The sequence below is a fragment of the Tsukamurella ocularis genome (assembly GCF_024807615.1).
Taxonomy (GTDB): domain Bacteria; phylum Actinomycetota; class Actinomycetes; order Mycobacteriales; family Mycobacteriaceae; genus Tsukamurella; species Tsukamurella ocularis.
In genome coordinates, this window is the sequence record NZ_JANUCJ010000003.1 from 482851 (window position 1) to 507026 (window position 24176).

The window sequence follows — 24176 nt, forward strand, 5'->3', positions numbered from 1 at the left end:
CCCTCGACAGGAGCGAAAAATGAGTTCCTCATCCGGATCCGGTATATCAGCACGACGGCTCGATCTGAGCGGTCTCCAGAAACTCGGCCGCAGCCTCATGCTGCCCATCGCGGTGCTGCCCGCGGCGGGCCTGCTACTGCGGCTCGGCCAAGACGATCTGCTCGGCAGATTCGACTCCATGAAGACCGTCGCCGCGGTGATCGGCGGCGCCGGAAACGCCCTCATCTCGAACCTCCCCATCCTGTTCGCGGTCGGTATCGCCATCGGCTGGGCGAAGAAGGCCGACGGCTCCACCGCGCTCGCCGCACTCGTCGGCTACCTCAGCTTCCAGGCGGTCGAGAAGGCCATGTCGCCGGTGGTGCTCGCCGGCAAGGTCGACAAGGCCGGCGACCCGGCGGTGGTGAACTACGGCGTGCTGGGCGGCATCGTCATCGGCATCATGTCGGCGGTGCTGTGGCAGCGGTACTACAAGACGAAATTGCCCGACTACATCGGCTTCTTCTCCGGCCGCCGCCTCGTACCGATCCTCACGGCGTCCGGCGCGATCGTCGTGGGCGTGCTCATGTCGTTCGTCTACCCCGCGTTCAACTGGGCGCTCACGGGCCTCGGCAACTGGGTCGCGGAGCACTCCGTCGTGGGCGGCGGCGTCTTCGGCGCGGTCAACCGCCTCCTGCTCCCCCTGGGCCTGCACCACATCATCAACTCCGTGGTCTGGTTCATCCTGGGCGACTACCGGACGGCGTCGGGCGAGATCGTGCACGGCGACATCTCCCGCTTCCTGCAGGGCGACCCCACCGCCGGTACGTTCATGACCGGCTTCTTCCCCATCATGATGTTCGGCCTCCCCGCCGCGGCCTTCGCGATCTACCGCTGCGCCAAGCCCGAGAACCGCAAGACCGTCGGCGGCATCATGCTGTCCGTCGCGCTCACGAGCTTCCTCACCGGCATCACCGAGCCGCTCGAGTTCTCCTTCATCTTCGTCGCCTGGCCGCTGCTGCTGGTGCACGCGCTGCTCACCGGCAGCTCCCTGCTCATCGCGAACTGGTTGGACATTCACCACGGCTTCACGTTCTCGGCGGGCGCGATCGACTACGTGCTGAACTTCGGGAAGGCGACGAATCCGCTGTGGCTCATCCCGATGGGCCTGGTCTACGCCGTGATCTACTACTTCTCGTTCAGCTTCATCATCAGGCGACGCAACCTCAAGACTCCCGGTCGCGAGGACGAGGACATGGAAGCAGAGGCCACGGCTTGAGCGAGCTCCTTCGCGGCACCGTCGTCACGCCCTCCGGGGCGATCGACGACGGTGTCCTGGCCCTCGCCGACGGCCGGATCGCGGAGGTCGCCCCGGCCTCCGCGTTCCCGTCGGCGACGCTCCCGGCACCGTCGGACCGGGTCTACCTGCCCGGCATGGTCGACGTGCACTGCCACGGGGGCGGGGGCTTCGGCTTCCCCGACTCGGATGCCGACGGCGCCCGCGCGGCCGCCACACACCACCTGGGGCGCGGCACGACGACGCTGCTGGCCTCGCTGGTCTCGGCGGCGCCGGAGAAGCTGCTCGAGCGGATCGCGACGCTCGCCCCCCTCGTCGACGACGGCACCGTCGCCGGGCTGCATCTGGAAGGCCCCTTCCTCGCGCAGGAGGTGTGCGGCGCGCAGGACCCTCGATACATCATCGACGGCGACCCGCCACTGCTGGCGACCCTCCTCGACGCCGCGGGCGGCCGCATCCGGTCGATGACGGTGGCCGCCGAGACACCGCACTTCGCGGTGTTGGCGCGGCAGCTCTCCGCAGCCGGCGCCGTCGTCTCCGTGGGCCACACGGCAGGGGACTACGACACCGTCGCCGAAGCACTCGGCACCCCGGACGGCCCGGTCAGCATCACGCACCTGTTCAACGGCATGCACCCGATGCACCACCGGCATCCCGGAGCCGTGGGCGCCGCGCTGCACGCCGCGGGCGAGGGCCGCGCGGTCGCGGAGATCATCGGCGACGGGGTGCACCTCGCCGCCGGCACCGTCGCGATGGTCTTCGCGACCGTCGGACCGGACCACATCGCGCTGGTCTCCGACGCCATGCAGGCCGCCGGGATGCCCGACGGCGAGTACTCGCTGGGACCGCTGGAAGTCACCGTCGGGGGCGGCGTCGCGCGGCTGACCACGGGCGACAGGACGCCGGGCGCCATCGCCGGCGGCACCTCGTCGGTGCTCGACGTGGTGGTCCGAGCGGTCCGGCACTCGGGGGTACCGCTCGCCGACGCCGCGCGCGCCGGAGCGACCACCCCCGCGCGGCTCCTGGGCCTGCAGGACCGTGGCGAGCTGTCCGCTGGCCTGCGCGCCGACGTGCTGGAGCTCTCCGCCGACCTGGAGCTCCTGCGGGTTCTCCGTGGCGGCCAGCAGGCGTAGCACCTCATTTCCCGGTGACTCCGGGTCGTGCCCACGACCGGCCCCACCTCGCGATCGCGAGCCCGTCGCGCCTGCTCCACGATCTGATGGCCGCGTGCATGGAGCGGCGACATTCGGCATCGCCTCGGCACTCGGGATGGATCACGCCAGATTGAGTTCCCCGCGGATCGTGGTGCTCGTGGCGCCGCCGATCCAGATCACGTCGCCGTCCTGCTCGACGTGCACGCGGCCGCGGCGGCCGAGCACAGTGCCCTGGGAAGCGATGTACCGTCCCGGCAGCTCGCCGGCGCCGATCAGCCACTGCGCGATGCCGGCATTGAGCGAGCCCGTCACCGGATCCTCGGGCACCGCGAGGGACGGGCAGAAGGCGCGGACCTCGACATCGGCGTCGCCGCCCTCCGGATACCGGCCCACCACACCGACGTTGAACTCTCCCATCGCTGCGAAGTCCGGCCGCAGCGCACGGACGGCGTCGGCGTCGCGCAGCCGCGCCGCGACCCAGCCGGGGCCGTTGTCCACCCACTCGGCGGCCAGGATCTCCGCCGCCGGGACGCGGAGCCCCGCGGCGATCCGGTCGACGGTGTCCGCGTCGGCGGGACCGCTGCGGACGAGCGGCGGCGCGGCGAAGGCGAGCGTCGACCCGCGGCGCAGGCGCACCAGGCCGGCGCCGCACTCCTGGACGACGGTGTCCGTCGCCGCGGGGACGCCTCCGCCCTCCAGCCAGGCGTGCGCGCTCCCCAGGGTCGGGTGCCCGGCGAAGGGCAGCTCGCCGCCGGGCGTGAAGATCCGGAGCCGGTAGTCGGCCGCCGGATCGGTAGGGCGGAGCAGGAACGTGGTCTCGCTGAGGTTGGTCCAGCGTGCGAACGCCGCCATCTGCTCGCCGGTGAGGCCGTCGGCGTCGTGCACTACGGCCACCGGATTGCCTTGCAGGGGTTCGGAGGAAAAGACATCGACCTGTCGGAAGCGGTGCATGGTCTCAGTAAAGCTCACGTCCGTAGCCGGCGCCGTAGTAGCGGTCCAGTTCCTCCAGCGGGTCGTCCGGGCGCTCCAGGGTCTTCGCGATGACCGCGCGCCGGGGTACGCCGCGATCGTCGTCGGGAGTCACCCACGTCGACGGGTCCCACGCCTCCGAGCGTAGGAAGGCCTTGCTGCAGTGGAAGAAGACCTCGTCGATCGCGACTTCGAGGATGAGCTGCGGAAGCCTCTCCCCCACCGCCATCCGGGGCGCGTAGGGCGCGTCGGCGAGCACCACAGCGGTCCCGTTGACGCGCAGCGTGTCGCCGCGCCCGGGGATGACGAACTCGAGCGCGATGCGGGGATCGGCCAGCAGGTTCCGGAGCCCGTCGACGCGGCGGTTGCCGGGTCGGTCCGGGAGCGCGATCGTGCGGTCGTCCAGCACGAGGACGCCGCCCGCGGGATCTCCCTTCGGCGAGACGTCGAGGCCGGCGGGCCCCGACGTGGCAACGAAGTAGAGGCGCGCCGCGGCGAGGAACAGACGATGCAGCTCGTGCAGCTCGGGCACAGCCTTGTCGCGGACCCGCGGAATCGGCTCGGGCACCACCGCCCGGAGTTCTGCGGCGGTGGTCACCGGTCTGCGTGCGTGCGCCATGTCAGCGAGCGTAGAGACCCGTGCGGGGCGCCCGCGACCCGGTTTCCGACCTACAGCGGCCGCAGGATCCGGTCGAGGAATTCGCGGGTGCGGTCCTGCCGCGGGTTCCCGATGACGTCGGCGGGGCGGCCCGCCTCCAGAACGGTGCCGCGGTCGACGAACAGCACCTGATCGGCCACCTCGCGGGCGAAGGCCATCTCGTGCGTCACCACCACCATGGTGCGACCTTCGGTCGCGAGGTCGCGCATCACGGTGAGGACGTCGCCGACCAGCTCGGGGTCGAGCGCCGAGGTGGGCTCGTCGAACAGCACGACCCGCGGTCGTAGCGCGAGTGCCCGCGCGATCCCGACGCGCTGCTGCTGCCCGCCGGAGAGCTGGTGCGGGTACTTGTCGGCGTGGTCCTTCAGCCCGACTCGCGCGAGCAGGTCCCGCGCCTCCGCCTCGACCTCTGCGGCGGGGCGCTTCTGCACGACAACCGGGCCCTCGGTCACGTTCCGCAGCGCGGTGAAGTGCGGGAAGAGGTTGTGCGATTGGAAGACCATCGCGCTCTGCGCGCGATAGCGCGCGAGCTCCGTCTTCCGCGGCGCGCCGGCGCCGAAATCCACGGTCGCGTCGCCGACGGTGACGGTGCCCCCGTCCGGGAGCTCGAGCGCGTTCAACGAGCGGAGCACCGTCGTCTTCCCGGATCCGGACGGCCCGATGATGACGGTGACCGTGCCCTCCGGGACGGTGAAGTCGATGCCGCGCAGCACCTCGACGTCGCCGAAGGACTTGGTGAGGCCGCGCACCGCGATCAGGTCGGTCATCGTGCCACGTACCTTTCGAATCGACTCTCGAGACGGGACTGCACCAGGCTCAGCGCCTGGCAGATCACCCAGTAGTAGCAGGCGGCCACGACGTACATGATGAAGAAGTCGTAGGTGGGCGCCGCGGCGATCTGTGCCTGACGGAACAGCTCGGTGACCAGGATGGCGGACGCGAGCGACGTGTCCTTGACCAGGGAGACCAGGGTGTTGGCGAGGGGCGGCGTGGCGGTGCGTGCGGCCTGCGGCAAGATGATCCGCTGCAGCGACGTGCGGTAGTCCATGCCGATCGTGGTGGCCGCCTCCCACTGCCCGCGTGGCACCGCGCCGATGGCGGCTCGGATGATCTCGGCCGCGTAGCCGCCGACGTTGAGCGAGAAGGCGATCACCGCCGCGAGGAACGGGTCGAACACCACACCCGCGAGTGGCAGCCCGTAGAAGATGATCACCAACTGCACGAGCAGCGGCGTACCACGGATGATGGAGATGTAGGCGCGGGCGAGTCCGCTGACCGCGCGCCGTTTCGACATCCGCGCCAGCGCGATCCCCAGCGCTATCGCCAAACCGATCACGAAGCTGATCGCCGTGAGCGGGATCGTCGTGGTGACGGTGGCCCTGAGCATCGGGACCAGGTTGCGCCGCACCATGTCCCACGTGCTGGAGCCGTGCTGCTCCTGTACCCCCGCGCCGAAGAACCGATCGGAAATTCGCTGTGCGGTACCGTCGGCGCGGATCTCGGCCAGGCCTCGGTTGATCTCGGCGATGAGTCCGGAGTTCTTACGGGCCGCGAACACCGAGTCGGCCTTGTCCGGCGTCTCCGCGGCGATCTCGACGGGTGCGCCGGGGGTCACCGTCAGGTAGTTGCGCACGACGCCCGTGTCGTTGACGACCACGTCGACCCGGCCTTGCGCCAGCACGTTGACAGCATCGGTGAAGCTGTTGACCGCCTCGATCTTCGCGCCCGCCTTCTCGGCGACGCCGGACCAGCTGCTCGTGATGCTCTGCGCCGCCGTCTTCCCGCGGATATCGGCGAGCGCGCGCACCGAGGTGTCGCCCTTGCGCACCAGGATCGACCCGCCGGTCTGCAAGTAGGTGTCCGATAGGTCGTACTTCGCCGCCCGTTCGGGGCTGGCCGAGACCTGATTGGCGACCAGGTCGAAGCGGCCGGCTTCCAGGCCCGCCATCATCGAATCCCACGGAGTCTCGACGAATTCCACTCGCCGCCCGATCTTCTCGGCGATGGCGGTGATCATCTCCACGTCGTACCCGGTGAGCTTCCCGGAATCGTCGTGATAGCTGTACACCTGGTACACCCCCTCGGTGCCCACCCGCAGGACCCCGCCCGACGGTGGCACCGGGTCGGCCTGCGCCGGCAGCGGCGCGACGACGAGCAGCGTCGCGAGCAGCACGAGGAGGACGCGGGACGCGGTGCGGACGGCTGATCGCATGCGTCGTTCTTAGCACCGGCACCGGCCCGGCGCGCCACGGACCGCCGCGTCGAACCTTTTCAACCGCGAGGTTGAATAAAGATCGGCGAGGGCGTACCGTCGTATTCAACAGATCGGTTGAACACGAGGAGGTGCACCACGAACGACGACACCGACGACCTGTCCAAGGCGTTCGCAGCACTCGCGGACCCCACGCGGCGCGACATCGTCGCCCGCCTCGCGGACGGCGACGCCACACTCACGGAGATCGCGGAGCGCTACGACGTGAGCATCCAGGCCGTCTCGAAGCACCTCACCGTGCTCGAGAACGCCGGCCTGATCAGCAGGACCCGCCGCGCCCAGGCGCGGCCCGCCCACCTGGAAGCGGAGGTCTTCGACCTCATGAACGGGTGGCTCGAGCGGTACCGCCGTCGCGCCGAACAGCGCTACCAGCGTCTCGACGCGGTGCTGGCCGACCTGAACGCAGAAGAGAACCCCACCGAACAAGGAGCAGCATCATGACCATCGTCAACGCCGAGGCCGGCATCGAGGCCTCTACCACCCTCCCCACCGTCACCATCACGCGCGACTTCCAGGCGACGCCGGCGCAGTTGTTCCGGGCCCATACCGACCCCGCGATCTACACCCGCTGGGTGGGACCGTCGGACATCGACACCGAGATCGAGCACTGGGACGCGCGCACCGGCGGCAGCTGGGCCTACGTGAGCAAGCGCGGCGACGAGCGCTACGCCTTCCACGGCAGCTTCCACGACGTCCGGGAGGACCGCATCGTGCAGACCTTCACCTACGACGCCATGCCCGACGGGGTCTCGCTGGAGACCATGACGTTCGAGGACCTCGGCGACGGGCGTACGCGGCTGCGCGCCGTCTCGCTGCTCGACAGCTTCGAGAGCCGCGACGGCATGCTGGCCAGCGGTATGGAGGTCGGCATCGTCGACGGCTACGCCAAGCTCGACCGACTCCTCGCGGACGGCGAGGTGTAGTCGTCGCGTCCTTGAGAAACGATCACCCGCTTGACGGTGACGACCCGGTAACTTAGCCGTATGAAGCTGCCTCGGCTCCGCGCCGACTACGGGTCGATCCTACTCGGGTCGGCCGACGACAGCTCCCGCCTGACCCGCGTCCGGGTGCAGCTGGTGATCACCATCGGTGTGGTCGTCGCGAACCTGATCGGCGTCGGCCTGGCCATCGCGCTGGCGACCGTCGGTATCCCGGAGCCGTCGATCCCGTGGGACGCCTGGTGGATCAACTACCTGGTGGTGCCGCTGTACATCGGGATCGCCTTCGTCCTCGGCGCGACGATCGGCACCGTCCGGCTGGTCCGGTCGCTGCGCTGGTCGATCCGCCGGGAGGAGCCGAACGCGGCACAGGCCAAGGCGGCGATCGTCGGACCATGGCGGCTCACCGCTCTCCAGGCCCTCCTCTGGGGCCTGGGAACCATCGTGATGACCGTGGGCTATGGCACTACCGATCCCGACCTGATTCCGAAGATCGCGCTGGTCACGGGCCTGTCCGGAGTCGTCGTGTGCGCGATCTCGTACCAGATCACGGAGTTCGCACTGCGGCCCGCGGCAGCAGCGGCGCTGGAGGCCGGGTACCGCGCGCCACGCAAGGGCCGGCTGCGGATGCGGGCCGCCACCGCCTGGGCGATCGGCTCCGGCGTGCCGATCCTGGGCATCGTCCTCGTGGTGCTGTTCGGCACCTTCCGCGCCGACACCTCCAAGCTCGACATCTTCATCGCCGTCGCCGCCCTCGCTGCGATCGCACTGCTCACCGGGCCGCTCATCAGCCTGCTCAACGTCGACGCCCTGATCGCGCCCCTGCGCGTGCTGGGCGGCGCGATCCGCCGCGTCCGCGACGGCGAGACGGACGTGGCCGTTCGTATCTTCGACGGTTCCGACATGGGGGAGCTGCAGGCCGGGTTCAACGAGATGACCGCCGGCCTCGCCGAGCGGGAGCGGCTGCGCGACCTGTTCGGCCGGCACGTGGGCCGCGACGTCGCTGAGTCGGCGCTCGGCCTCGGCGTGCAGCTGGGCGGCTCCGAGCAGGTCGTCGGCGTACTCTTCGTCGACGTGGTCGGCTCCACGACGCTGGCCCGGCAGCGCCCGGCGACCGAGGTGGTCGATCTGCTCAACCGGTTCTTCGAGGTGATCGTGACCGCGGTCGAGGAGAACAACGGCCTGGTCAACAAGTTCGAGGGCGACGCGGTGCTGGCCGTCTTCGGCGCGCCGCTGCCGCACCCGGACCCGGCGGGCGGGGCCCTGCGCGCCGCGCGCCTCATCGCGGACCGCCTGCCCGCCGCGGTGCCCGATCTGCGGGCCGGGATCGGCGTCTCCTACGGCGTGGTCGTCGCAGGAAACGTGGGCGCCATCGAGCGCTACGAATACACCGTGATCGGCGACCCGGTCAACGAGTCCGCGCGCCTGTCCGAGGTCGCCAAGCGCGACACCTCGCGGCCCGTGGCGTCCGAGCCGGCGATCATGGGCGCCCGCGAGGCCGAGTCGCAGCACTGGCGGTTCACCGACGAGCTGGAGCTGCGCGGCCGCGACGAGCGCACCCGCCTCTACTCCCCCGCGGTGTCGGCGAGGACGAGCACGTCGTCGACGAAGGTCGTGCCCCCGACGGTGAACTCGCGCACCCCCGCCGTCACGAAGCCGGACTTGGCGTAGAACCGCTTGGCCCGGGCGTTGTCGGCGTTCACGCCGAGCCACACCGGCAGGTCCGCGGCGTCGGCCCGGACCGCGTCGAGCAGCGCACGCGCGACCCCGCCGCCGTGGTGGTCCGGGTCCACGTAGAGCTTGGACAGGTAGGCCGACGGTGCGCCGCGCAGCGCCTCCGGCCCCTCGTCGTGCGCGCCGTGCAGCACCAGGGCGTACCCGACGGGGCCGTCCGCCCCGTCGACCACGAGGACCCGGTGGGCGGGATCGGCCAGGTGGCGGTCGAACTCGGCCTCGCTGAGGTGCGTGGCCACGAAGTCCGCGACGTGCTCGCGGGCCAGCGTGGGCGGGCACGCCAGGGGGAAGGTGCGCGCAGCGAGCGCGGCGACGGCGCCGGCGTCGCCGGGCACGGCGCGACGCACGCGCGCCTGCATCGACGCTGTCATTCGTGCCCCAGCAGCCGGTCGGTCTCGCGACGCTCGCGCTTGGTGGGGCGCCCCGCGCCCCGGTCGCGCTGCGGCATGGACAGCACGATCTCCCGCGGCGGGGGCGGCGGGCTGTGATCGATGTAACAGGTGGCGGCGACAGGCGCGCCGACCCGCTTGGGAATCAGGGTGGCGACCTCGACGATCCGCTCCCGGCCGGCGAGCCGCAGCCGCACCTCGTCGCCCACCACGATGTGCTGAGCCGGTTTCGCGGTGGCGCCGTTGACGCGCACGTGCCCGCCACGGCAGGCCGTGGCTGCGGCAGACCGCGTCTTGGTCAGCCGCACCGCCCACAGCCAGGCGTCGACCCGCACGGCTACCGGGCGCGCAGCAGCCGCGACAGACCGACAGCGCCGAGCACGCCGAAGGCCACCAGCAGGAGCAGGCCGAGGCCCGTGCTGATGAAGAATCCGACGGCCACCACGACAACCGCGGGAGCGGTCATGGCGACGACCATCCCCGGATGCTGCTTCACGACGTCCAGCGCGGCCTTCTTGCGCGCGGGATCGAGCTCTTTTCCAGCCATGTCACCAATGTACGCATTCCCGGCAGGGCAAGATCGGGGCATGACGGTGCTGGCGCTCATGCGACACGGCGAGTCGGGCATGTCGATCCCCGACGAGGCCCGCCCGATCAGCGCGAACGGTCGCGACCAGGCCCGACGGTCCGCGGCCTGGCTCGCCGAGCAGGGCTTCGAACCCGGTCATGCGCTGGTCTCGTCGGCGCGGCGCACCGTCGAGACCTTCCACGCGATGGACCTGCGCTGCCCGATGACGGCCACCGAGGTGCTCTACGAGTGCCCTGGCCGCCGCGTGCTCGACGAGATCAACGGCGTCCCCGGCGACGTCGACGTCCTGCTGGTGGTGGCGCACTTCCCCGGGCTGCCCGAAGCGGCGGCGCAACTCGACCCGGGAGCGGAGCTCCCGGGCTTCGCCCCGGGCACCATCGTGCTGCTCGATCTCGACGACGGCCCGGCGGCGCCCGGTTCGGGACGGATGCTGTCCTGGTTCACCCCGTAGGGTGTCCGATATGGACACCCTGATCCTGCTGCGGCACGGCAAGTCCGCGTACCCCGACAAGGTGAAGGATCACGACCGCCCGCTGGCGCCGCGCGGTGTCCGGCAGGCCGGCTTGGCCGGCAAGGCGATCCGCCGTTACGGACACGACGTGGATCTGGTGCTGTGCTCGACCGCCGAGCGCGCGCAGGCAACGCTGGAGCGGGCCGCCGTCGACGCACCGGTGCGTCACCTGCCCGCGCTGTACGGGGCGACGGGCACCGAGATCCTCGACATCGTGGAGGCGGAGCGGGGCGCCGCAACGACGGTGCTCGTCGTGGGTCACGATCCCGGTCTCGCCGAAGCAGCGCAGATCCTCGACCCCACCTTCACCTTCGCCAAGTTCCCCACGTCGGCGTTCACGGTCATCCGGGAAGGCCACGCGGAGTTGCACATTCCTCGCTAGCGTGAAGCCGTGACCCCTCGCGCGCGCTTCGAGAACTCCGCCGGATCCCTCTTCACCGACGGGCTGCGGGGCGTGCTCGCGGCCCACCCCGACGTGGCCTGGCACGACGCGGGCTTCGTCGCCCGCCGCACGCCCCGCAGCACCGGCGTCGCCGTGGTCTCGGGCGGCGGTTCCGGGCACGAGCCGATGCATGTCGGGCTGATCGGCGCGGGCATGCTCGACGCGGCCTGCCCCGGCCTGATCTTCACCTCCCCCAACGCCCTGCAGGTGGCGGCCGCGACCCGCGCCGTGGACACCGGCGCGGGCGTCGTGCACGTGGTGAAGAACTACACCGGCGACGTGATGAACTTCGCCGTCGCTCGCCGCCTCGTCGGCCTTCCCGACAGCGACGCGCCCGCCGTCGCAACCGAGTTCGTGCTGGTCGATGACGACGTCGCCACCGAGGACACCTCCGGCCCCGGGCGCCGCGGCACCGCCGCCACGGTCGTGGTGGAGAAGGTCTGCGGCGCAGCCGCCGATCAGGGGCTGCCGCTGGCGGAGGTCGCCGCGGTCGGCCGTCGTGCCGCGGCCCGCGCGCGGTCGATGGCGGTCTCCTTCTCCGCCTGCAACGTGCCGGGGTCCGACACCCCCTCGTTCGACCTGCCGGACGGGCACATGGCCTTCGGCGTCGGCATCCACGGCGAGCGCGCCCGCGACGAGCGGCCCGCGACGGCCGCCGAGGAGATCGTCACCGACCTGCTGGCGCGGATCCTGCCCGGCACCGGCCTCGGCTCCGGCGACCGCGCGCTGGTGGTGGTCAACAACCTCGGCGCCGTCACCGACCTGGAGACCGGCGTGCTGTTCGCCGAGGCGGTGAAACAGCTGGGCGAGCGCGGGATCGAGGTCGCCCGCTCGTTGGTCGGACGACTCGTGACGGCCCTCGACATGGCCGGCGCGTCACTCACGGTGGTCCCCCTCGACGACGAGCTCGTCGCGCTGTGGGACGCGCCGACGTCCGCGCCAGGCTGGCCGAACACCGCCACGGCACCGTCGAACCTCGACCCGCTCGCCCAGTCCCGGCCGGACGACTCCGCCGACAGCGGCGAGCCGAACGTCTGGCTGTCGGACTTCGTGAGCCGCGTGCAGCGGTCGGTGGACGAGCTGACGGAACTGGACCGCAGGGCCGGCGACGGCGACTTCGGCACCAACATGGCGGCCGCGCTGGGCCACTTCCCACTCCCCTTGCGCGGCCCCGACGGCGAGGTCCTCGACGCCATGGCCACCTCGTATCTGGTGCGCGCGGGCGGCACCTCCGGCGCCGTCTTCGGGACTTTCTTCACCGAGCTCGGCCGGGCCCTGCAGGCCGACGGTGCCGGCTTCGCGCGCGGGGTGCGCGCTGGGCTCGACGCCGTGGTCGAGCTGGGCGGGGCGCGGGTCGGCGACAAGACGGTGGTGGACGCCATCTCCCCCGCCGCCGACGTGCTCGACGCCGACGGATCCCTCGCCGACGCGGCGGCCGCGGCGGCGCAGGGCGTGGCGGCCACCGCGGACAGCACCGCTTCGCGCGGCCGCGCCAGCTACCTCGGCGACGCCGTCATCGGCGTGCCGGATCCCGGTGCGCTGGTGATGTCCTGGCTGTTCGAGGCCGCGGCCGCCGACTTGTCGGCGGGAACCGGCGGGGTCGCGCGTTAGGCCCTGACGGGCAGCGGGCGGGCGCCCGCAGGGCCGGCGAAGACCGTGCGGCCGAGGCCCTGCCAGACGAGCAGCACCGCGCCCAGAGCCACCGAGACGGCACCGGCCGGCACGTCGAGCGGCCAGTAGCAGAGCGCGCCGATCACGATCATCGCGACGCCGATGCCGATCGATACGGTGAGCCTCTGCTTCACCATCGGGATCATCGTGCGGCCGGTCGTCCACAGACTGACGGGGGTCCGGCGCAGCACCTCGCTGATCGCGACGGTGAAGAAGGCGGTCACGATGAAGGTGCAGATGGTGAGGATCGGCGCGTAGACGTCGAACCGGAAGCGCTGGATCGTCGGCGCCAGCTCCTGCAGCGCGAAGGCGTGCACCAGGAAGATGCCGAAGGAGCGGTCGGAGGCGGTCTTGAGGAACCTGTCCCAGAACGAGCCCGTAGTCCGGTAGTCGGACCAGTAGGTGCCGGCCGCATACAGGGCCAGGATGATCATCACGAACATCACCGCGGCGTACGGGCGGAAGACGTTCGCCGCGTCGGTGGGGAACATCCCCTCCATGCTGGTCTTGTAGCCGTAGGCGATGAGGGTGACGATGACGACGCCGATCGCGATGGTGATGACGCGGCCGCGGAAGCGCGAGAACCAGGCCCGCACCTCCTCGATGTGCATGGCGGCGACGCAGCCGAGCAGCGTGAAGAACTGGTAGGGGAAGATCGTCGCCGGCAGGTGGTTCCACAGCTTCGCGAGCAGCCCGTAGTTGAACATCTCCGGGCGCGCGGTGGTCATGTAGTGCAGCAGGATCAGGTGGAAGACGAAGCTCGCCGCCAGGACGTACTTGTGGTAGCCCATGGTCCAGCGCAGGAACTTCAGCAGGAGCGGGAAGATCAGGTACACCTGCATCGTCACGAAGACGAAGTAGAGGTGGTACCAGGCGTCGCCGGTGAACAGGTCGTAGGCGAGCACCTTGAGCGCGGCCTTGGTCGACTCCCAGGTCTCGAACGTGCGCGTGATGTTGGAGAACGCCGGCGGCCACATCACGTACATGTGATAGAGCCAGTAGAAGATGCTCCAGGTCAGGAAGGGCAGGCCCACCGCCTTGTACCGGCGGCGCCAGAAGTCGATCGGGTCGAGCGTGCGGTCGCGGTACTGATACACCAGCACGAAGCCCGTGAGTGCGAAGAAGGCGTTGCGGGTGTAGTGGAAGATCGTCTGGATCGCGTTCGAGGCGACGCTGAACGGGAACGTCGTGCCCGAGACGCAGTGGTCGAAGATGACGCCCGCGAAGGTCACGATGCGCACGATGTCGAGCTCGAAGAGGTGCCCGCCGGAGCGCTTGGGCTTCGACGGTGTCGCCGCGGCCTGCTCGGGCGCGGGCGTCGCCGCCACGGGCTCAGGCGTCGGCTCGACGCCGCGTTCGCTCATCGTCTGGTCCACACCCACTGATCAACAATCCCAACTACAGCACGGCAATACCTGGTCACAGGCCCTTCGTACGGTAGCCGTTGCGACTGCGCCGCTCCAACTCACGGGGCGCACTCCCAGGAGACTGCCAGGCGATCAGTTCGCGGTCCAGCCGCCGTCCATGGTGTAGGCGGCGCCGGTGACCATCGCGGCGGCGGGCGAGCACAGCCACGCCACCAGGCCCGCGACCTCGTCGGGCTCGATGAGGCGCTTGATCGCGGGGCGCGCGAGGAAGACCTCGTCCGTGACCTGCTGCTCGGTGATGCCGTGCGCGGCCGCCTGCTCGGCGATCTGCTTCGCGACCAGCGCGGTGCGTACGTAGCCCGGATTCACGCAGTTGCTGGTGACACCGTGCTCGCCGCCCTCGAGCGCGGTGACCTTGGACAGGCCCTCCACGCCGTGCTTGGCCGCGACGTAGGCCGCCTTGTACTTCGAGGCCCGCAGCCCGTGCACCGAGGAGACGTGCACGATCCGGCCGAAGCCGCGCTCGTACATGCCGGGCAGCGCCGCGCGGGTGAGCAGGAAGGGCGCCTCCAGCATCAGCGTGAGGATCCGGTAGAACCAGGCCGGGTCGAAGTCCTCGATCGGCGCGACGTGCTGCACGCCCGCGTTGTTGACGAGCACGTCGACGTCCAGGCTCAGGTCCGCGAGGGCGGCCGTGTCGGTGAGGTCCAGCTCGAGCGCCGTGCCGCCGATCTCCGCGGCCAGCGCCACCGCGGCCGCGCCGTCGCGATCGACGACGGTGACGGCGGCACCGTCGGCGGCGAGGCGGCGCGCGACGGCGGCTCCGATCCCCGCGGCGCCGCCGGTCACCATCGCCTTCACGCGCGGGCCCCGGTGGCCTGCTCGGCCTGCAGGGCCGCCCGGTCCTCCTCGTCGATCGTGGCGAGATCGATGCCCTTCGTCTCGCGGACGAAGAAGACCGCGAGGAAGGTGATGCCGCACGCGAGCGCGAGGTACACCGCGACGGGCACCGACGAGCCGAAGTCCTTGAGCAGCTTGGTCGCGATGATCGGCGCCAGCGAACCGGCGACGACCGAGGTGACCTGCGCCGCGACCGAGACGCCCGAGTAGCGCATCCGGGTGGGGAAGGACTCCGCCATGATCGCGGGCTGCGGCGCGTACATCAGCGCGTGGAACATCAGGCCGATCGTCACGGCGGCGACGACCACGACGCCGTGCCCCGTGTCGAACATCGGGAAGGCGAAGAAGCCCCACGTCGCGGCGAGCGCCGCGCCGACCCAGTACACGGGCCGGCGGCCGACGCGGTCGGTGAGCGCGCCCGCCAGCGGCATGACCGCGAAGTGCACCGCGTGCGCGATGAGCAGCCACATCAGGATGTCGGAGGTGTCCATCTTCACGACGGTCTTGAGGTACGTGATCGAGAAGGTCACGACGAGGTAGTAGAAGATGTTCTCGCCGAATCGCAGGCCCATCGCCGAGAGCACGCCGCGGGGGTAACGCTTGACGACCTCGACGACGCCGTACGAGACGGCCTTCTCCTTCGCGATCTCCTGTTGGGCCTCCTTGAACAGCGGCGACTCGTCGACCTGCGTGCGGATGTAGTAGCCCACCAGCACGATCACGGCCGACAGCCAGAACGCGACGCGCCAGCCCCACGCGAGGAAGTCCGCCTCGGACAGCGCGTTGGTCAGGATCAGCAGTACGACGGTGGCGGCCAGGTTTCCGCCCGGAACGCCGGCCTGCGGCCACGATGCCCAGAATCCGCGGGACGTGTTCGGGCTGTGTTCGGCCACGAGCAGCACCGCGCCGCCCCACTCGCCGCCGACGGCGAAGCCCTGGATGAAGCGCAGGACCACGAGCAGGAAGGGCGCCCAGTAGCCGATCTGGTCGAAGGTGGGCAGGCAGCCCATGAGGAAGGTCGCGACGCCGACCATGAGGATCGAGACCTGCAGGAGCTTCTTGCGGCCCAGCTTGTCGCCCAGGTGGCCGAAGACGATGCCGCCGACCGGCCGGGCCGCGAAGCCCACGGCGTAGGTGACGAAGGCGGCGATGATCGCGTCGTACTCGCTCGCGCCGGCCTTGAAGAAGATCTTGTTGAACACCACCGTGGCGGCGATGCCATAGAGGAAGAACTCGTACCACTCGACGACCGTGCCGGCCATCGACGCGGCGACGATCTTCCGGAGCCCCCGCGGCTGCTCCAGGTCGGTCTGCGTCATATCCACTCCTTGTGCGACGGATCACGGCGCCGAACGGATGTGACGCACGCCATGCTCAACGCAGTATGTATGGATAAAATCGCACACACAATGCCCACAACCGCGGATCGGATCTGCATCCATGCACACTCCTGAGCCGAGCGCCGACGGCCTGCTCACTCTGCTGGCCGTCGCGCGGACCGGCCGTTACACCGCGGCGGCCGACCTGCTGGGCATCAACCACACCACCGCCTCGCGCCGGGTCGCGGCCCTCGAGCAGGCGCTCGGCGGGCCGCTGCTCGCCCGCGGCGCGGCCGGCTGGGAGCTCACCGAACTGGGCCGCGCGGGGGTCGCCGCGGCCGAGCGGATCGAGGCGGTGCTGCACGGCCTCGACGCCGACACCGCCGACGACCTGCACGGCAAGGTCCGCATCGCCGCGACCGACGGCTTCAGCGCCCGCGTCGTCGCGCCCGCGATCGCGCAGCTGGGGCGGGCCCACCCGCGCTTGTCCGTCGACCTGCTGACCGTGACGCGCCGCGCACCGTCGACCCGCTCCGGCGTGGACGTCGAGGTCGTGGTGGGCCGGCCCGAGACCTACCGGGTGGAGCCCGAGCTGCTCGCGCCCTACCGGCTCGGCCTCTACGGCTCGCGGGAGTACCTCGCGGCCGACGGGGCGCCGCAGCGGCCCCGCGACCTGGCCGGGCGGCCGCTCGTCTACTTCATCGACTCGATGCTCACCGTCGACGACCTGGACCTCGCGCGGGTCCTGGTACCCGACATGACCGACCGGCTCAGCTCGACGAACGTGCTCGTCCACGTGGAGGCCACCTGCGCCGGCGCCGGGTTGGGCCTGCTCCCCTGCTTCCTCGCCGACGCCCGGCCCGACCTGGTGCGGGTGCTGCCCGACGACGTCTCCGTGCAACTGGAGTACTGGATGGTGGTGCGGCCCGAGGCGGCGCAGCGGCGCGAGGTGGCCGCGGTCGTCACCGCGCTGCGCGCGCAGGTGGACTCGATGCGCGCCGTCCTCCTGGGCGTTCCCGGACCCGGCGCACGACCCTGACGGCGTTCACCGGACCGCGCTAGACTGTCCGCTTGACCATGAGCGCATCGACTGCCGGCGGAGGGCCCTCGTTCACCCCCGAGGACCTGATCGGCTTCTTCGGGGGGCCGACCGTGCGTCGCGCGGGCGAGTACGTGGGCACCGGCCTCGTCGGCGACCTCGAATGGGACGACGAGAAGCGCCTCGTCACGGGCGTCGTCGCCGGTACCCGCGAGTACGACACGCAGGTGTGGATCGAGCCCGGCGGCGCCGGCTGGCGGCCCGTGCGCAGCCTGTGCACCTGCCCCGTCGCCCTCAACTGCAAGCACGGCGCGGCACTGCTGCTCGAGCTCACCGCGGAGGACGTCGAGGAGAGCGAGATCCCGCAGCCGGACCCGTGGGAGCGGCAGCTTGCCGCCCTGCTGCCGGAGGCCCCGCGGGCGAGCGCCGCCGTCCTGCCGGTCGCGCTGCAGTTCGAGGTCGACGAGCGCGGCGTCGTCTCCGGGCAACGCCTGCAGGTGCGGCTGGCGACGCCCGGCATGCGCGACGGCTCGTGGGTCGCGGGCGACGTGCGGTGGCGCACCATCGCCACCGCGCCGCGGGTCGCGCCCGCCCAGCGCGACGTCCTGGCTCCGCTCGCGCAGCTCATCACCTGGTCGCTGTACGGCGTGGACGCCTGGGCCGATCTCGGCATGGTGGACACCCCGCTGCTGTGGGACCAGTTGCGCGCCGTCCGCGACGCCGGCGTGCCGCTGCTGAGCAAGAAGGCGCGTGGCACCGTGGTCCTCGGCCCGCCGACGCGGCTGGGGCTCGTGACCCGCTCGGTGGACGGGAGCGTGGAGCTGGACCGCGAGGTCGACTTCGGCGACGGTCCGCGGACCTTCACCGGCGGGCTGCTCGGCGCGCACCGCGCCCTCGGCGTCTTCCAGCAGGACGGCGACGTGTTACGCCTCGCGCCGCTCGATCCGCCGCTGTCCGCGCAGCACACCACCGCGCTGCGCCGGTTCACCCCGGTGCAGGTGCCCGCGGATGCGGTGCCCGAGCTCCGCGAGAAGTACCTGCCCTATCTGGCGGCCGTCGCCCCGGTCCGCGACCCCGACCAGTTGGTCGGCGAGGTCGAGGTCCTGGGCCCCGAGCTGCTGTGCACCGCCCGCTACTTCCCCGAGGCTGCCGAGCTCGAGGTCGACTGGAAGTGGCGCTATACCGTCAGCGGCGAGACCCGTGACTTCGTCCTCGGTCGCGAGCCGGCCGGCCTCGCCGACGCCGTCGGGCAGCAGCGGATCACCCGCGCGATGGCCGTGGCGCTGCGCGAGGCCACCGTCGGTGTGGACCACTCGCAGGGCTTCTACCGGGGCACCGAGGCAGCAGTGTGGCTGGCCGAGGTCGCGCCCGTGCTGCGGTCGGTGCCGTCAGTCGTCGTGGAGGTCACCGACGACCCCGGGTTCCGCTGGGCGCAGAGCTCGGCTTCGGTGTCCGTGCGGGTGCGGTCGGAGTCCGACACCGCGTCGACGGACTGGTTCGACCTCGAGGTCGCCGTGGAAGTCGACGGCGAGGAGGTCCCGTTCCGGGACGTCTTCACCGCCGTCGCCGCGGGTCACGACACCCTCGTCAGCCCCGGAGGCGTGCTCGCCCGGATCGACGGCGAGCGCTTCGACCGGCTGCGGGAGCTGATCGGCGAGGCGCGGGATCTGCCGGCCCGCGGTGCGCGCCGCGGGGCACGGTCCGGCGCCGGCTCCGACGACCGAGGCTTGCGGATCAGCCGGTTCCAGGCGGGCCTCGTCGACGACCTCGCCGACCTCGCGGACGCCACCGACTTCGACGGTGACTGGTCCCGCCGGGTCGGAGCCCTGACGGCGGGCGACCTGGCGCGGCAGGAGGCACCGTCGACCCTGCGGGCCGAGCTGCGGCCCTACCAGCGCGACGGCCTGGACTGGCTGTCGTTCCTGTACGACAACGACTTCGGCGGGATCCTCGCCGACGACATGGGCCTCGGCAAGACGGTGCAGACGCTGGCCCTGATCTGCCGTGCGCACGAGCGCGCACCGGAGCGGCCCGGGCCGTTCCTGGTGGTGGCGCCGACGTCGGTGGTGGGCAACTGGGCCGCCGAGTGCAAGCGGTTCGCGCCGCACCTGTCGGTGGCCGTGGTCTCCGAGACCGCGCGGAAGTCGGGCACGTCGATCACTTCGGTGGTCGCGGGCGCCGACCTGGTGCTGACCTCGTACACGCTGCTGCGGCTGGACGCGGAGGAGTACGCGGCCGTAACGTGGGCGGGCGCGATTCTCGATGAGGCACAGTTCGTGAAGAACCCGCGATCGAAGGCCTTCGCCGCGGTGACGCTGCTGGACCGGCCATTCACCCTGGCCGTGACCGGCACCCCGATGGAGAACCACCTCGAGGAGCTGTGGGCGCTCACCGCGCTGACCGTGCCGGGACTGTTCCCCGGCCGGTCGTGGTTCGCGGAGGAGTACCGGCGACCGATCGAGCGCGGCGGCGACGACGACCGGCTCGCCCGGTTGCGGCGGCGCGTGCGCCCGTTCATGCTGCGGCGCACCAAGGACCTGGTCGCGAAGGACCTGCCGGAGAAGACGGAATCCGTGGTGCAGGTGGAGCTCTCGGAGGAGCACCGGCACACCTACGACCGCGTGCTCGCCGATCAGCGGGCGAAGCTGCTGGGCTTGCTGGACGACTTCGAGGGCAACCGGTTCGAGATCCTGCGGTCGCTGACCATGCTGCGCCGCCTCGCGCTCGACCCGTCGCTGGTCGACGAGGAGCTGGCAGTGGAGGACGTCGCCAAGCTCGACTTCCTGGTCGAGAAGCTGGACGAGCTGCTCGAGGAGAAGCACGCCGTGCTGGTGTTCAGCCAGTTCACCGGTTTCCTGCGCAAGGCCGCCGAGCGACTCGACGAGGAGGGCGTGGAGTACGCCTACCTCGACGGCTCGACGACCGACCGGCCCGCGGCGATCGAGAAGTTCACCTCCGGCGAGGTCCAGGTCTTCCTCATCTCGCTCAAGGCCGGCGGCTTCGGCCTGAACCTGGTGCAGGCCGACTACTGCTTCCTGCTCGACCCCTGGTGGAACCCGGCCGCCGAAGCGCAGGCCATCGACCGCGCACACCGCATCGGGCAGACCCGCAGCGTGATGGTCTACCGGCTGGTCTCCGCCGACACCATCGAGGACAAGGTGATGGCGCTCAAGGAGCGCAAGGCCGCGCTGTTCGAGTCCGTCGTCGGCGGCGAGGGCGGATTCGATGCCCGGCTCGCGGCCTCCGACATCCGGGCGCTGTTCGACGACTGAGGGGCTGCGGCTGCGGCTGCGGCTGCGGCACCACAGCGGCCGGTGCAGCGGCACGCGCGATCGGTGTGACGGCGTGCGAGCTCGCCGGTTCGTCCCCCGCGCCGCACCGAAACGCGGCTCCCGCGTTCGCTCCCCCACTGGACGCCGTGCTTCTCATGGGGGCTCGGTCGTCCCCCGCGCCACGCCGCACCCCCACCAGACACCCATTCCCCCCAGGGGCGCCGGGCGTCCGGCCTCGGAACAGGTGCCGCCTCAGGCGGCGGTGAGGGCTTCGAGGGCGTGGCCGTCGGGCGAGCGGAAGTAGACGCCGCGGCCGCCGAAGCGGTGGTTGATCTCCCCGGCGCCGGAGCCGTCGGGCTGCGCCCAGAATTCCAGGCCGCGCTCGGTGATCCGCGCGAAGATCTCGTCGAACTCCTGCTCCGAGACGAGGAAGGCGTAGTGCTGCGGGTGGACGGGCCCGGGCACCGTCATAACGTCGAGCACCACGTCGTTGGCGAGGCGGACCTGCTGGAAGTGGCCGCCGCCCACGTCCACCGGAGCCTCGAGACCGAGCAGTTCGGTGAGGAACCGCGCGGTCTCGAGGTTGTCGGAGGCGGCGACGATGGTGTGGTTCAGTTCGATGCTCATGTCTCGACGCTAGGACCTCAACCGGCGTTCATGTCAATGGCTCACGAACGACATCCCGGAGGCGGAACGACGGTGCTCAGGCGCCCCATCCGATCACACTGCGGCCGTTCCAGTTGGCGAGTTGCTCGGTGGGGCCGGCGCCTTCGCGTGGCTCGACGACGGGTCCGAACGGGAATCCCGGGACCGTGCGCAGTTCCGCCGGGATCGCAACCCGCGCCACCTCGAGGGCGGCCTCGGCGACGACACCGTCGGCGATCTCGGCCGGCTGCCCGGTGGCGACGGCGACGTCCCACCCGTGCACCAGCGCCTCGTTGACGTAGGTGGAGAGGGCCTCTCCGCCGGACGCCGTACCCCACGGCGCGGTCACCGTCCCGTCGAGCGGCTCGCTCGACCACGCGGAGATCGACCGCGCGCGTGCCTCGCCGTAGGTCGCGGCGTCGTGCTCCGGCACCGTGTTCGGCAGGCCGCCAACGGTGCCCGTCTCCGCGAGCGCGGTCACCTGCAGGCAGTGGGCGGTCAGGTGGCCCACCAGTGTGCGGACGTCGAGCTCACGGCCGCAGGGCGTGGGCCGTCCGAGCTGGTCGTCGGTGAGGCCTTCCAGCAGGGACTGCACCCACGCCGTGGCGGCGGAGTAGGCGGGGCGGGGATCAAAGGCGACGTCGGTCATGCCCGCCAGTCAATCCGCCCCACGTGCCAGTTCCTGACCTAAACAGGCCCGCGGCGTCAGGCCGCGGGCCAGTGGTGGCCGTTCCAGTTCGCGAGCCGCTCGGTGGGGCCGGCTCCCTCGCGCGGTTCGACGACCGGACCGAAGGGCACGTCGCCGCCGCGGAAGTCAGCGGGCAGCACGCTCTTGACCACCCCGAGAACGCCCTCCGGCAGCGCGGGCTCGGGGAACTCGGCAGTCTGGCCCGTCGCGACGGCGAGGTCCCAGCCGTGGACGAGGGTCTCGTTGACGTACATGCCGAGGGCCGCGAAACCGGGGACGACACCCCAGGGCACGGTGACCTCGCGCTCGAGCGGCGCGACGTCCCAGGCCGCGAGCGCGCGCTCGCGGATCGCGCCGTAGGTGGCGGCGTCGTGCTCGTCGGCGCGGAAGGGCTGCCCCTCGACCGTGGCGACGGTGGCGAGCGCCTCGGCGCGCATGATCACGGCGACGAGGTGCTCGCCGAGGGCGCGGACGTCGAACTCGTCGCAGGGCGTGGGCAGCGCGAGCTGCTCCTCGGTGACGGCGGCGAGCAGGGACTGCACCCAGGCGGTGGCGGCGGCGTAGGAGGGGCGGGGGTCAGTGGCTGTGTTGGTCATGGGAGCGATTCAACCGGCCTAACATGACACCTTCTGTCATGTTCTCCTGGCATTCTGAGATCCATGCGTGCCGACCGCCTCCTGTCCGTCCTCATGCTGCTGCGCCACCGCGGCACCATGACCGCCGCGCAGATCGCCTCGGAGCTGGAGGTCTCCACCCGCACCGTGCTGCGAGACGTCGAGGCCCTCGGCGTCGCGGGCGTCCCCGTCTACACCGATCGCGGCCGCGGCGGCGGCATCCGCCTGCTCCCTGGCTACCGCACCGATCTCACGGGCCTCACCCTCGACGAGGCGAAGGCCCTGCTCGCCGGCGCGCCGGACTCCCCCGCCTTCGCGGGCGCCATGCGGAAGGTGGCGGCGGCGCTGCCGGAGGCGCACCGTCGGGAAGCGGCCGCCGCCGCCCAGCGGATCCACGTGCGCCCCGACGGTTTCGCGCGCGCGCCCGAGCCCGACCCGCACCTCGGGGAGCTGCAGCGCGCCGTCATCGACGGGCTGCGGGTGCGGGCGACGTACCGGCCGCGCGGGGCCGATGCCGCCGAGCGGACGCTGGACCCCGTCGGCCTGGTCCACGCGGGTCAGGCCTGGTACCTCATGGCCCTGCGCGACGGCGAACGGCGCACCTACCGCACCTCGCGGTTCTGCGCGGTGACGGTGCTCGACGAGACCGCGCGCCGCCCGGAGACGGTGGACCTGGCGGCCGAGTTCGAGGACTCGCGCGCATCCTTCCGCTCCGGGCACGAGGCGGTGGTCGTCGAGGTGCGCGCCGACGAGTACGGCTGGACCAAGCTTTCCGGGTTCGGGACGGTGGTCACGCCGCCCGGGCCCGACGGTGCCGGCACGCTCGGCTTCAGTGACGTCGGGCGCGCGGTGTGGGCTCTCTGGGGCGCGCTGCCGCACATCGAAGTGACGGGCCCGCCTGCGGTACGAGCCGCGTTGGCGGCTCGGCTCGCCGAGGCGGCCGCAGCGCTCAGGACCGACTAGGACGCGTCGTCGGCCATTGCCCGGCGGATCCAGCCCTCGACGCCCGCGATGTGCACCGTCGCGCACGCGCAGGCGACGTCGGCCTGACCGGCGACGAGGGCGTCGTAGATCTGCCGATGCTCGGCGATGGTGCGGGCGCGGGCGTCCTCTTGCTCAGTGCCGCGCCACATCCGCGCGCGCAAGGTCGGCGCCGAGAGGCCCGCGATGAGCGCCCGCAGCACGGGATTCCCGGACGCCTCGGCGATCGTCTGATGGAACAGGATGTCCTGCTGCACCAGGGTTTCCACGGAGGCATCGGGCCCGCCGAGGGATAAGGTCTCCTCCAGGATCGCGAGCCCCTCGGCGGTGATCCGGTGCGCCGCCATCGCGGTGGCCGCCGGCTCGAGGATGCGGCGCACCTCGAAGAAGTGCAGCACCGAATCCTCCTGCTGGAAATCGACGACGAATCCCATGGTGTCGAGCAACAGGGTGGGCTCGAGGCTCGTGACGTAGGTGCCGTCGCCCTGCCGGACGTCCAGGATCCGCAGCATCGTGAGCGCGCGGATCGCCTCGCGAAGGGAGTTGCGGGACAGGCCGAGTCGGGCGGCGAGGTCGACCTCGCGCGGGAGCCGGCTCCCGGCGGGCAGCTCTCCGTCGGTGATCATCGCCTTGAGCGTGCGGATCGCGTCGTCCGTCCGCGAGACCCGCCCGGCACCGTCGCTGGTCGGCATCGGGCAATCCTATGCGGCGGCAGGGCTCGGGCGGCCGCACAACGCCAGGCCCTCTATCC

25 protein-coding genes are annotated in these 24176 nt (G+C 71.4%); 11 read left to right on the forward strand and 14 right to left on the reverse strand.

Features of this window, described 5'->3' with window-relative positions:
* The first annotated feature begins 19 nt into the window (after positions 1 to 19).
* Both HNP44_RS13770 and HNP44_RS13775 read left to right on the forward strand, forming a co-directional pair.
* Positions 20 to 1255, forward strand: coding sequence for a PTS transporter subunit EIIC (locus tag HNP44_RS13770; RefSeq protein WP_259141023.1), 1236 nt, complete (start codon positions 20 to 22; stop codon positions 1253 to 1255).
* A complete protein-coding gene (locus HNP44_RS13775) occupies positions 1252 to 2406 on the forward strand; it encodes an N-acetylglucosamine-6-phosphate deacetylase (RefSeq protein WP_259141024.1) in 1155 nt (384 codons plus the stop codon). Before HNP44_RS13770 ends, HNP44_RS13775 begins: the two co-directional genes overlap by 4 nt.
* A 141-nt stretch (positions 2407 to 2547) precedes the next feature.
* Here the strand turns inward: HNP44_RS13775 and HNP44_RS13780 are convergent, their stop codons facing one another.
* The 4 genes from HNP44_RS13780 to HNP44_RS13795 are packed head-to-tail and all read right to left on the reverse strand — an operon-like array spanning position 2548 to position 6266.
* Entirely contained in the window at positions 2548 to 3378 is an 831-nt protein-coding gene (locus tag HNP44_RS13780; protein WP_259141025.1) for a PhzF family phenazine biosynthesis protein, read from the reverse strand.
* 4 nt (positions 3379 to 3382) lie between these two features.
* The gene (locus HNP44_RS13785) at positions 3383 to 4015 is read right to left on the reverse strand and encodes an MSMEG_1061 family FMN-dependent PPOX-type flavoprotein (RefSeq protein ID WP_259141026.1); all 633 of its coding nucleotides are present in this window, start codon (positions 4013 to 4015) and stop codon (positions 3383 to 3385) included.
* Positions 4016 to 4065: 50 nt separating this feature from the next.
* Positions 4066 to 4821 (reverse strand): amino acid ABC transporter ATP-binding protein, encoded by a 756-nt coding sequence (locus HNP44_RS13790; RefSeq protein ID WP_310437684.1) that lies wholly within the window; start codon positions 4819 to 4821, stop codon positions 4066 to 4068.
* Entirely contained in the window at positions 4818 to 6266 is a 1449-nt protein-coding gene (locus tag HNP44_RS13795) for an ABC transporter substrate-binding protein/permease (RefSeq protein ID WP_259141028.1), read from the reverse strand. The genes HNP44_RS13790 and HNP44_RS13795 overlap by 4 nt, the downstream gene beginning before the upstream one ends.
* Before the next feature lie 117 nt (positions 6267 to 6383).
* Here HNP44_RS13795 and HNP44_RS13800 point away from each other — a divergent pair, with 117 nt between their 5' ends.
* From HNP44_RS13800 to HNP44_RS13810, 3 genes are read left to right on the forward strand one after another with little or no spacing between them, the layout of a single operon-like run.
* Positions 6384 to 6767, forward strand: a complete 384-nt coding sequence (locus HNP44_RS13800) for an ArsR/SmtB family transcription factor (protein WP_259141029.1) — start codon at positions 6384 to 6386, stop codon at positions 6765 to 6767.
* Entirely contained in the window at positions 6764 to 7249 is a 486-nt protein-coding gene (locus tag HNP44_RS13805) for an SRPBCC family protein (RefSeq protein ID WP_259141030.1), read from the forward strand. The genes HNP44_RS13800 and HNP44_RS13805 overlap by 4 nt, the downstream gene beginning before the upstream one ends.
* Before the next feature lie 60 nt (positions 7250 to 7309).
* A complete protein-coding gene (locus tag HNP44_RS13810; protein WP_259141031.1) occupies positions 7310 to 8935 on the forward strand; it encodes an adenylate/guanylate cyclase domain-containing protein in 1626 nt (541 codons plus the stop codon).
* On the opposite strand, the gene HNP44_RS13815 is transcribed toward HNP44_RS13810, so the two are convergent.
* From HNP44_RS13815 to HNP44_RS13825, 3 genes are read right to left on the reverse strand one after another with little or no spacing between them, the layout of a single operon-like run.
* Positions 8830 to 9369, reverse strand: coding sequence for a GNAT family N-acetyltransferase (locus HNP44_RS13815; protein WP_259141032.1), 540 nt, complete (start codon positions 9367 to 9369; stop codon positions 8830 to 8832). The two genes, HNP44_RS13810 and HNP44_RS13815, sit on opposite strands and share 106 nt — an antisense overlap.
* Entirely contained in the window at positions 9366 to 9722 is a 357-nt protein-coding gene (locus HNP44_RS13820) for an RNA-binding S4 domain-containing protein (RefSeq protein WP_259141033.1), read from the reverse strand. The genes HNP44_RS13815 and HNP44_RS13820 overlap by 4 nt, the downstream gene beginning before the upstream one ends.
* A 2-nt stretch (positions 9723 to 9724) precedes the next feature.
* A complete protein-coding gene (locus HNP44_RS13825) occupies positions 9725 to 9934 on the reverse strand; it encodes a hypothetical protein (RefSeq protein ID WP_259141034.1) in 210 nt (69 codons plus the stop codon).
* 40 nt (positions 9935 to 9974) lie between these two features.
* On the opposite strand from HNP44_RS13825, the gene HNP44_RS13830 reads away from it, so the two are divergent.
* From HNP44_RS13830 to HNP44_RS13840, 3 genes are read left to right on the forward strand one after another with little or no spacing between them, the layout of a single operon-like run.
* A complete protein-coding gene (locus tag HNP44_RS13830; protein WP_259141035.1) occupies positions 9975 to 10427 on the forward strand; it encodes a SixA phosphatase family protein in 453 nt (150 codons plus the stop codon).
* 10 nt (positions 10428 to 10437) lie between these two features.
* A complete protein-coding gene (locus tag HNP44_RS13835) occupies positions 10438 to 10869 on the forward strand; it encodes a SixA phosphatase family protein (protein ID WP_259141037.1) in 432 nt (143 codons plus the stop codon).
* Positions 10870 to 10878: 9 nt separating this feature from the next.
* Entirely contained in the window at positions 10879 to 12540 is a 1662-nt protein-coding gene (locus tag HNP44_RS13840) for a dihydroxyacetone kinase family protein (RefSeq protein ID WP_259141038.1), read from the forward strand.
* Here the strand turns inward: HNP44_RS13840 and HNP44_RS13845 are convergent.
* From HNP44_RS13845 to HNP44_RS13855, 3 genes are all read right to left on the reverse strand, one after another.
* Positions 12537 to 13982 carry an acyltransferase gene (locus HNP44_RS13845; RefSeq protein WP_259256892.1) on the reverse strand — a complete coding sequence of 482 codons (1446 nt, stop codon included), beginning with the start codon at positions 13980 to 13982 and terminating at the stop codon, positions 12537 to 12539. The genes HNP44_RS13840 and HNP44_RS13845 overlap by 4 nt on opposite strands.
* Before the next feature lie 117 nt (positions 13983 to 14099).
* A complete protein-coding gene (locus tag HNP44_RS13850) occupies positions 14100 to 14819 on the reverse strand; it encodes a 3-hydroxybutyrate dehydrogenase (RefSeq protein WP_259141186.1) in 720 nt (239 codons plus the stop codon).
* Between the two features lie 5 nt (positions 14820 to 14824).
* The gene (locus HNP44_RS13855; RefSeq protein ID WP_259141040.1) at positions 14825 to 16186 is read right to left on the reverse strand and encodes an MFS transporter; all 1362 of its coding nucleotides are present in this window, start codon (positions 16184 to 16186) and stop codon (positions 14825 to 14827) included.
* A 121-nt stretch (positions 16187 to 16307) separates the two neighbouring features.
* On the opposite strand from HNP44_RS13855, the gene HNP44_RS13860 reads away from it, so the two are divergent.
* The gene (locus HNP44_RS13860) at positions 16308 to 17225 is read left to right on the forward strand and encodes a LysR family transcriptional regulator (protein WP_259141041.1); all 918 of its coding nucleotides are present in this window, start codon (positions 16308 to 16310) and stop codon (positions 17223 to 17225) included.
* Between the two features lie 38 nt (positions 17226 to 17263).
* Entirely contained in the window at positions 17264 to 20497 is a 3234-nt protein-coding gene (locus HNP44_RS13865) for a DEAD/DEAH box helicase (RefSeq protein ID WP_259141042.1), read from the forward strand.
* Positions 20498 to 20749: 252 nt separating this feature from the next.
* On the opposite strand, the gene HNP44_RS13870 is transcribed toward HNP44_RS13865, so the two are convergent.
* The 3 genes from HNP44_RS13870 to HNP44_RS13880 all read right to left on the reverse strand — a co-directional run bounded on the left by HNP44_RS13870 (position 20750) and on the right by HNP44_RS13880 (position 22426).
* Entirely contained in the window at positions 20750 to 21124 is a 375-nt protein-coding gene (locus tag HNP44_RS13870) for a VOC family protein (RefSeq protein WP_259141043.1), read from the reverse strand.
* 76 nt (positions 21125 to 21200) lie between these two features.
* A complete protein-coding gene (locus HNP44_RS13875) occupies positions 21201 to 21791 on the reverse strand; it encodes a TIGR03086 family metal-binding protein (protein WP_259141044.1) in 591 nt (196 codons plus the stop codon).
* Positions 21792 to 21847: 56 nt separating this feature from the next.
* Positions 21848 to 22426: a TIGR03086 family metal-binding protein gene (locus tag HNP44_RS13880; protein ID WP_259141045.1), complete on the reverse strand. Its 579-nt coding sequence runs from the start codon at positions 22424 to 22426 to the stop codon at positions 21848 to 21850.
* 63 nt (positions 22427 to 22489) lie between these two features.
* Between HNP44_RS13880 and HNP44_RS13885 the strand changes: the two genes are divergently transcribed.
* Positions 22490 to 23407 (forward strand): helix-turn-helix transcriptional regulator, encoded by a 918-nt coding sequence (locus tag HNP44_RS13885; RefSeq protein ID WP_259141046.1) that lies wholly within the window; start codon positions 22490 to 22492, stop codon positions 23405 to 23407.
* On the opposite strand, the gene HNP44_RS13890 is transcribed toward HNP44_RS13885, so the two are convergent.
* A complete protein-coding gene (locus HNP44_RS13890; protein ID WP_259141047.1) occupies positions 23404 to 24117 on the reverse strand; it encodes a FadR/GntR family transcriptional regulator in 714 nt (237 codons plus the stop codon). The genes HNP44_RS13885 and HNP44_RS13890 overlap by 4 nt on opposite strands.
* Positions 24118 to 24176 lie beyond the last annotated feature (59 nt).

Excerpts from the sequence above, each read along its gene's own strand:
- HNP44_RS13770 (WP_259141023.1), top strand. The coding sequence starts at position 20 with ATGAGTTCCTCATCCGGATCCGGTATATCAGCACGACGGCTCGATCTG.
- HNP44_RS13780 (WP_259141025.1), bottom strand. The coding sequence starts at position 3,378 with ATGCACCGCTTCCGACAGGTCGATGTCTTTTCCTCCGAACCCCTGCAA.
- HNP44_RS13785 (WP_259141026.1), bottom strand. The coding sequence starts at position 4,015 with ATGGCGCACGCACGCAGACCGGTGACCACCGCCGCAGAACTCCGGGCG.
- HNP44_RS13790 (WP_310437684.1), bottom strand. The coding sequence starts at position 4,821 with ATGACCGACCTGATCGCGGTGCGCGGCCTCACCAAGTCCTTCGGCGAC.
- HNP44_RS13795 (WP_259141028.1), bottom strand. The coding sequence starts at position 6,266 with ATGCGATCAGCCGTCCGCACCGCGTCCCGCGTCCTCCTCGTGCTGCTC.
- HNP44_RS13805 (WP_259141030.1), top strand. The coding sequence starts at position 6,764 with ATGACCATCGTCAACGCCGAGGCCGGCATCGAGGCCTCTACCACCCTC.
- HNP44_RS13810 (WP_259141031.1), top strand. The coding sequence starts at position 7,310 with ATGAAGCTGCCTCGGCTCCGCGCCGACTACGGGTCGATCCTACTCGGG.
- HNP44_RS13815 (WP_259141032.1), bottom strand. The coding sequence starts at position 9,369 with ATGACAGCGTCGATGCAGGCGCGCGTGCGTCGCGCCGTGCCCGGCGAC.
- HNP44_RS13825 (WP_259141034.1), bottom strand. The coding sequence starts at position 9,934 with ATGGCTGGAAAAGAGCTCGATCCCGCGCGCAAGAAGGCCGCGCTGGAC.
- HNP44_RS13830 (WP_259141035.1), top strand. The coding sequence starts at position 9,975 with ATGACGGTGCTGGCGCTCATGCGACACGGCGAGTCGGGCATGTCGATC.
- HNP44_RS13835 (WP_259141037.1), top strand. The coding sequence starts at position 10,438 with ATGGACACCCTGATCCTGCTGCGGCACGGCAAGTCCGCGTACCCCGAC.
- HNP44_RS13850 (WP_259141186.1), bottom strand. The coding sequence starts at position 14,819 with ATGGTGACCGGCGGCGCCGCGGGGATCGGAGCCGCCGTCGCGCGCCGC.
- HNP44_RS13855 (WP_259141040.1), bottom strand. The coding sequence starts at position 16,186 with ATGACGCAGACCGACCTGGAGCAGCCGCGGGGGCTCCGGAAGATCGTC.
- HNP44_RS13860 (WP_259141041.1), top strand. The coding sequence starts at position 16,308 with ATGCACACTCCTGAGCCGAGCGCCGACGGCCTGCTCACTCTGCTGGCC.
- HNP44_RS13865 (WP_259141042.1), top strand. The coding sequence starts at position 17,264 with ATGAGCGCATCGACTGCCGGCGGAGGGCCCTCGTTCACCCCCGAGGAC.
- HNP44_RS13870 (WP_259141043.1), bottom strand. The coding sequence starts at position 21,124 with ATGAGCATCGAACTGAACCACACCATCGTCGCCGCCTCCGACAACCTC.
- HNP44_RS13875 (WP_259141044.1), bottom strand. The coding sequence starts at position 21,791 with ATGACCGACGTCGCCTTTGATCCCCGCCCCGCCTACTCCGCCGCCACG.
- HNP44_RS13880 (WP_259141045.1), bottom strand. The coding sequence starts at position 22,426 with ATGACCAACACAGCCACTGACCCCCGCCCCTCCTACGCCGCCGCCACC.
- HNP44_RS13885 (WP_259141046.1), top strand. The coding sequence starts at position 22,490 with ATGCGTGCCGACCGCCTCCTGTCCGTCCTCATGCTGCTGCGCCACCGC.
- HNP44_RS13890 (WP_259141047.1), bottom strand. The coding sequence starts at position 24,117 with ATGCCGACCAGCGACGGTGCCGGGCGGGTCTCGCGGACGGACGACGCG.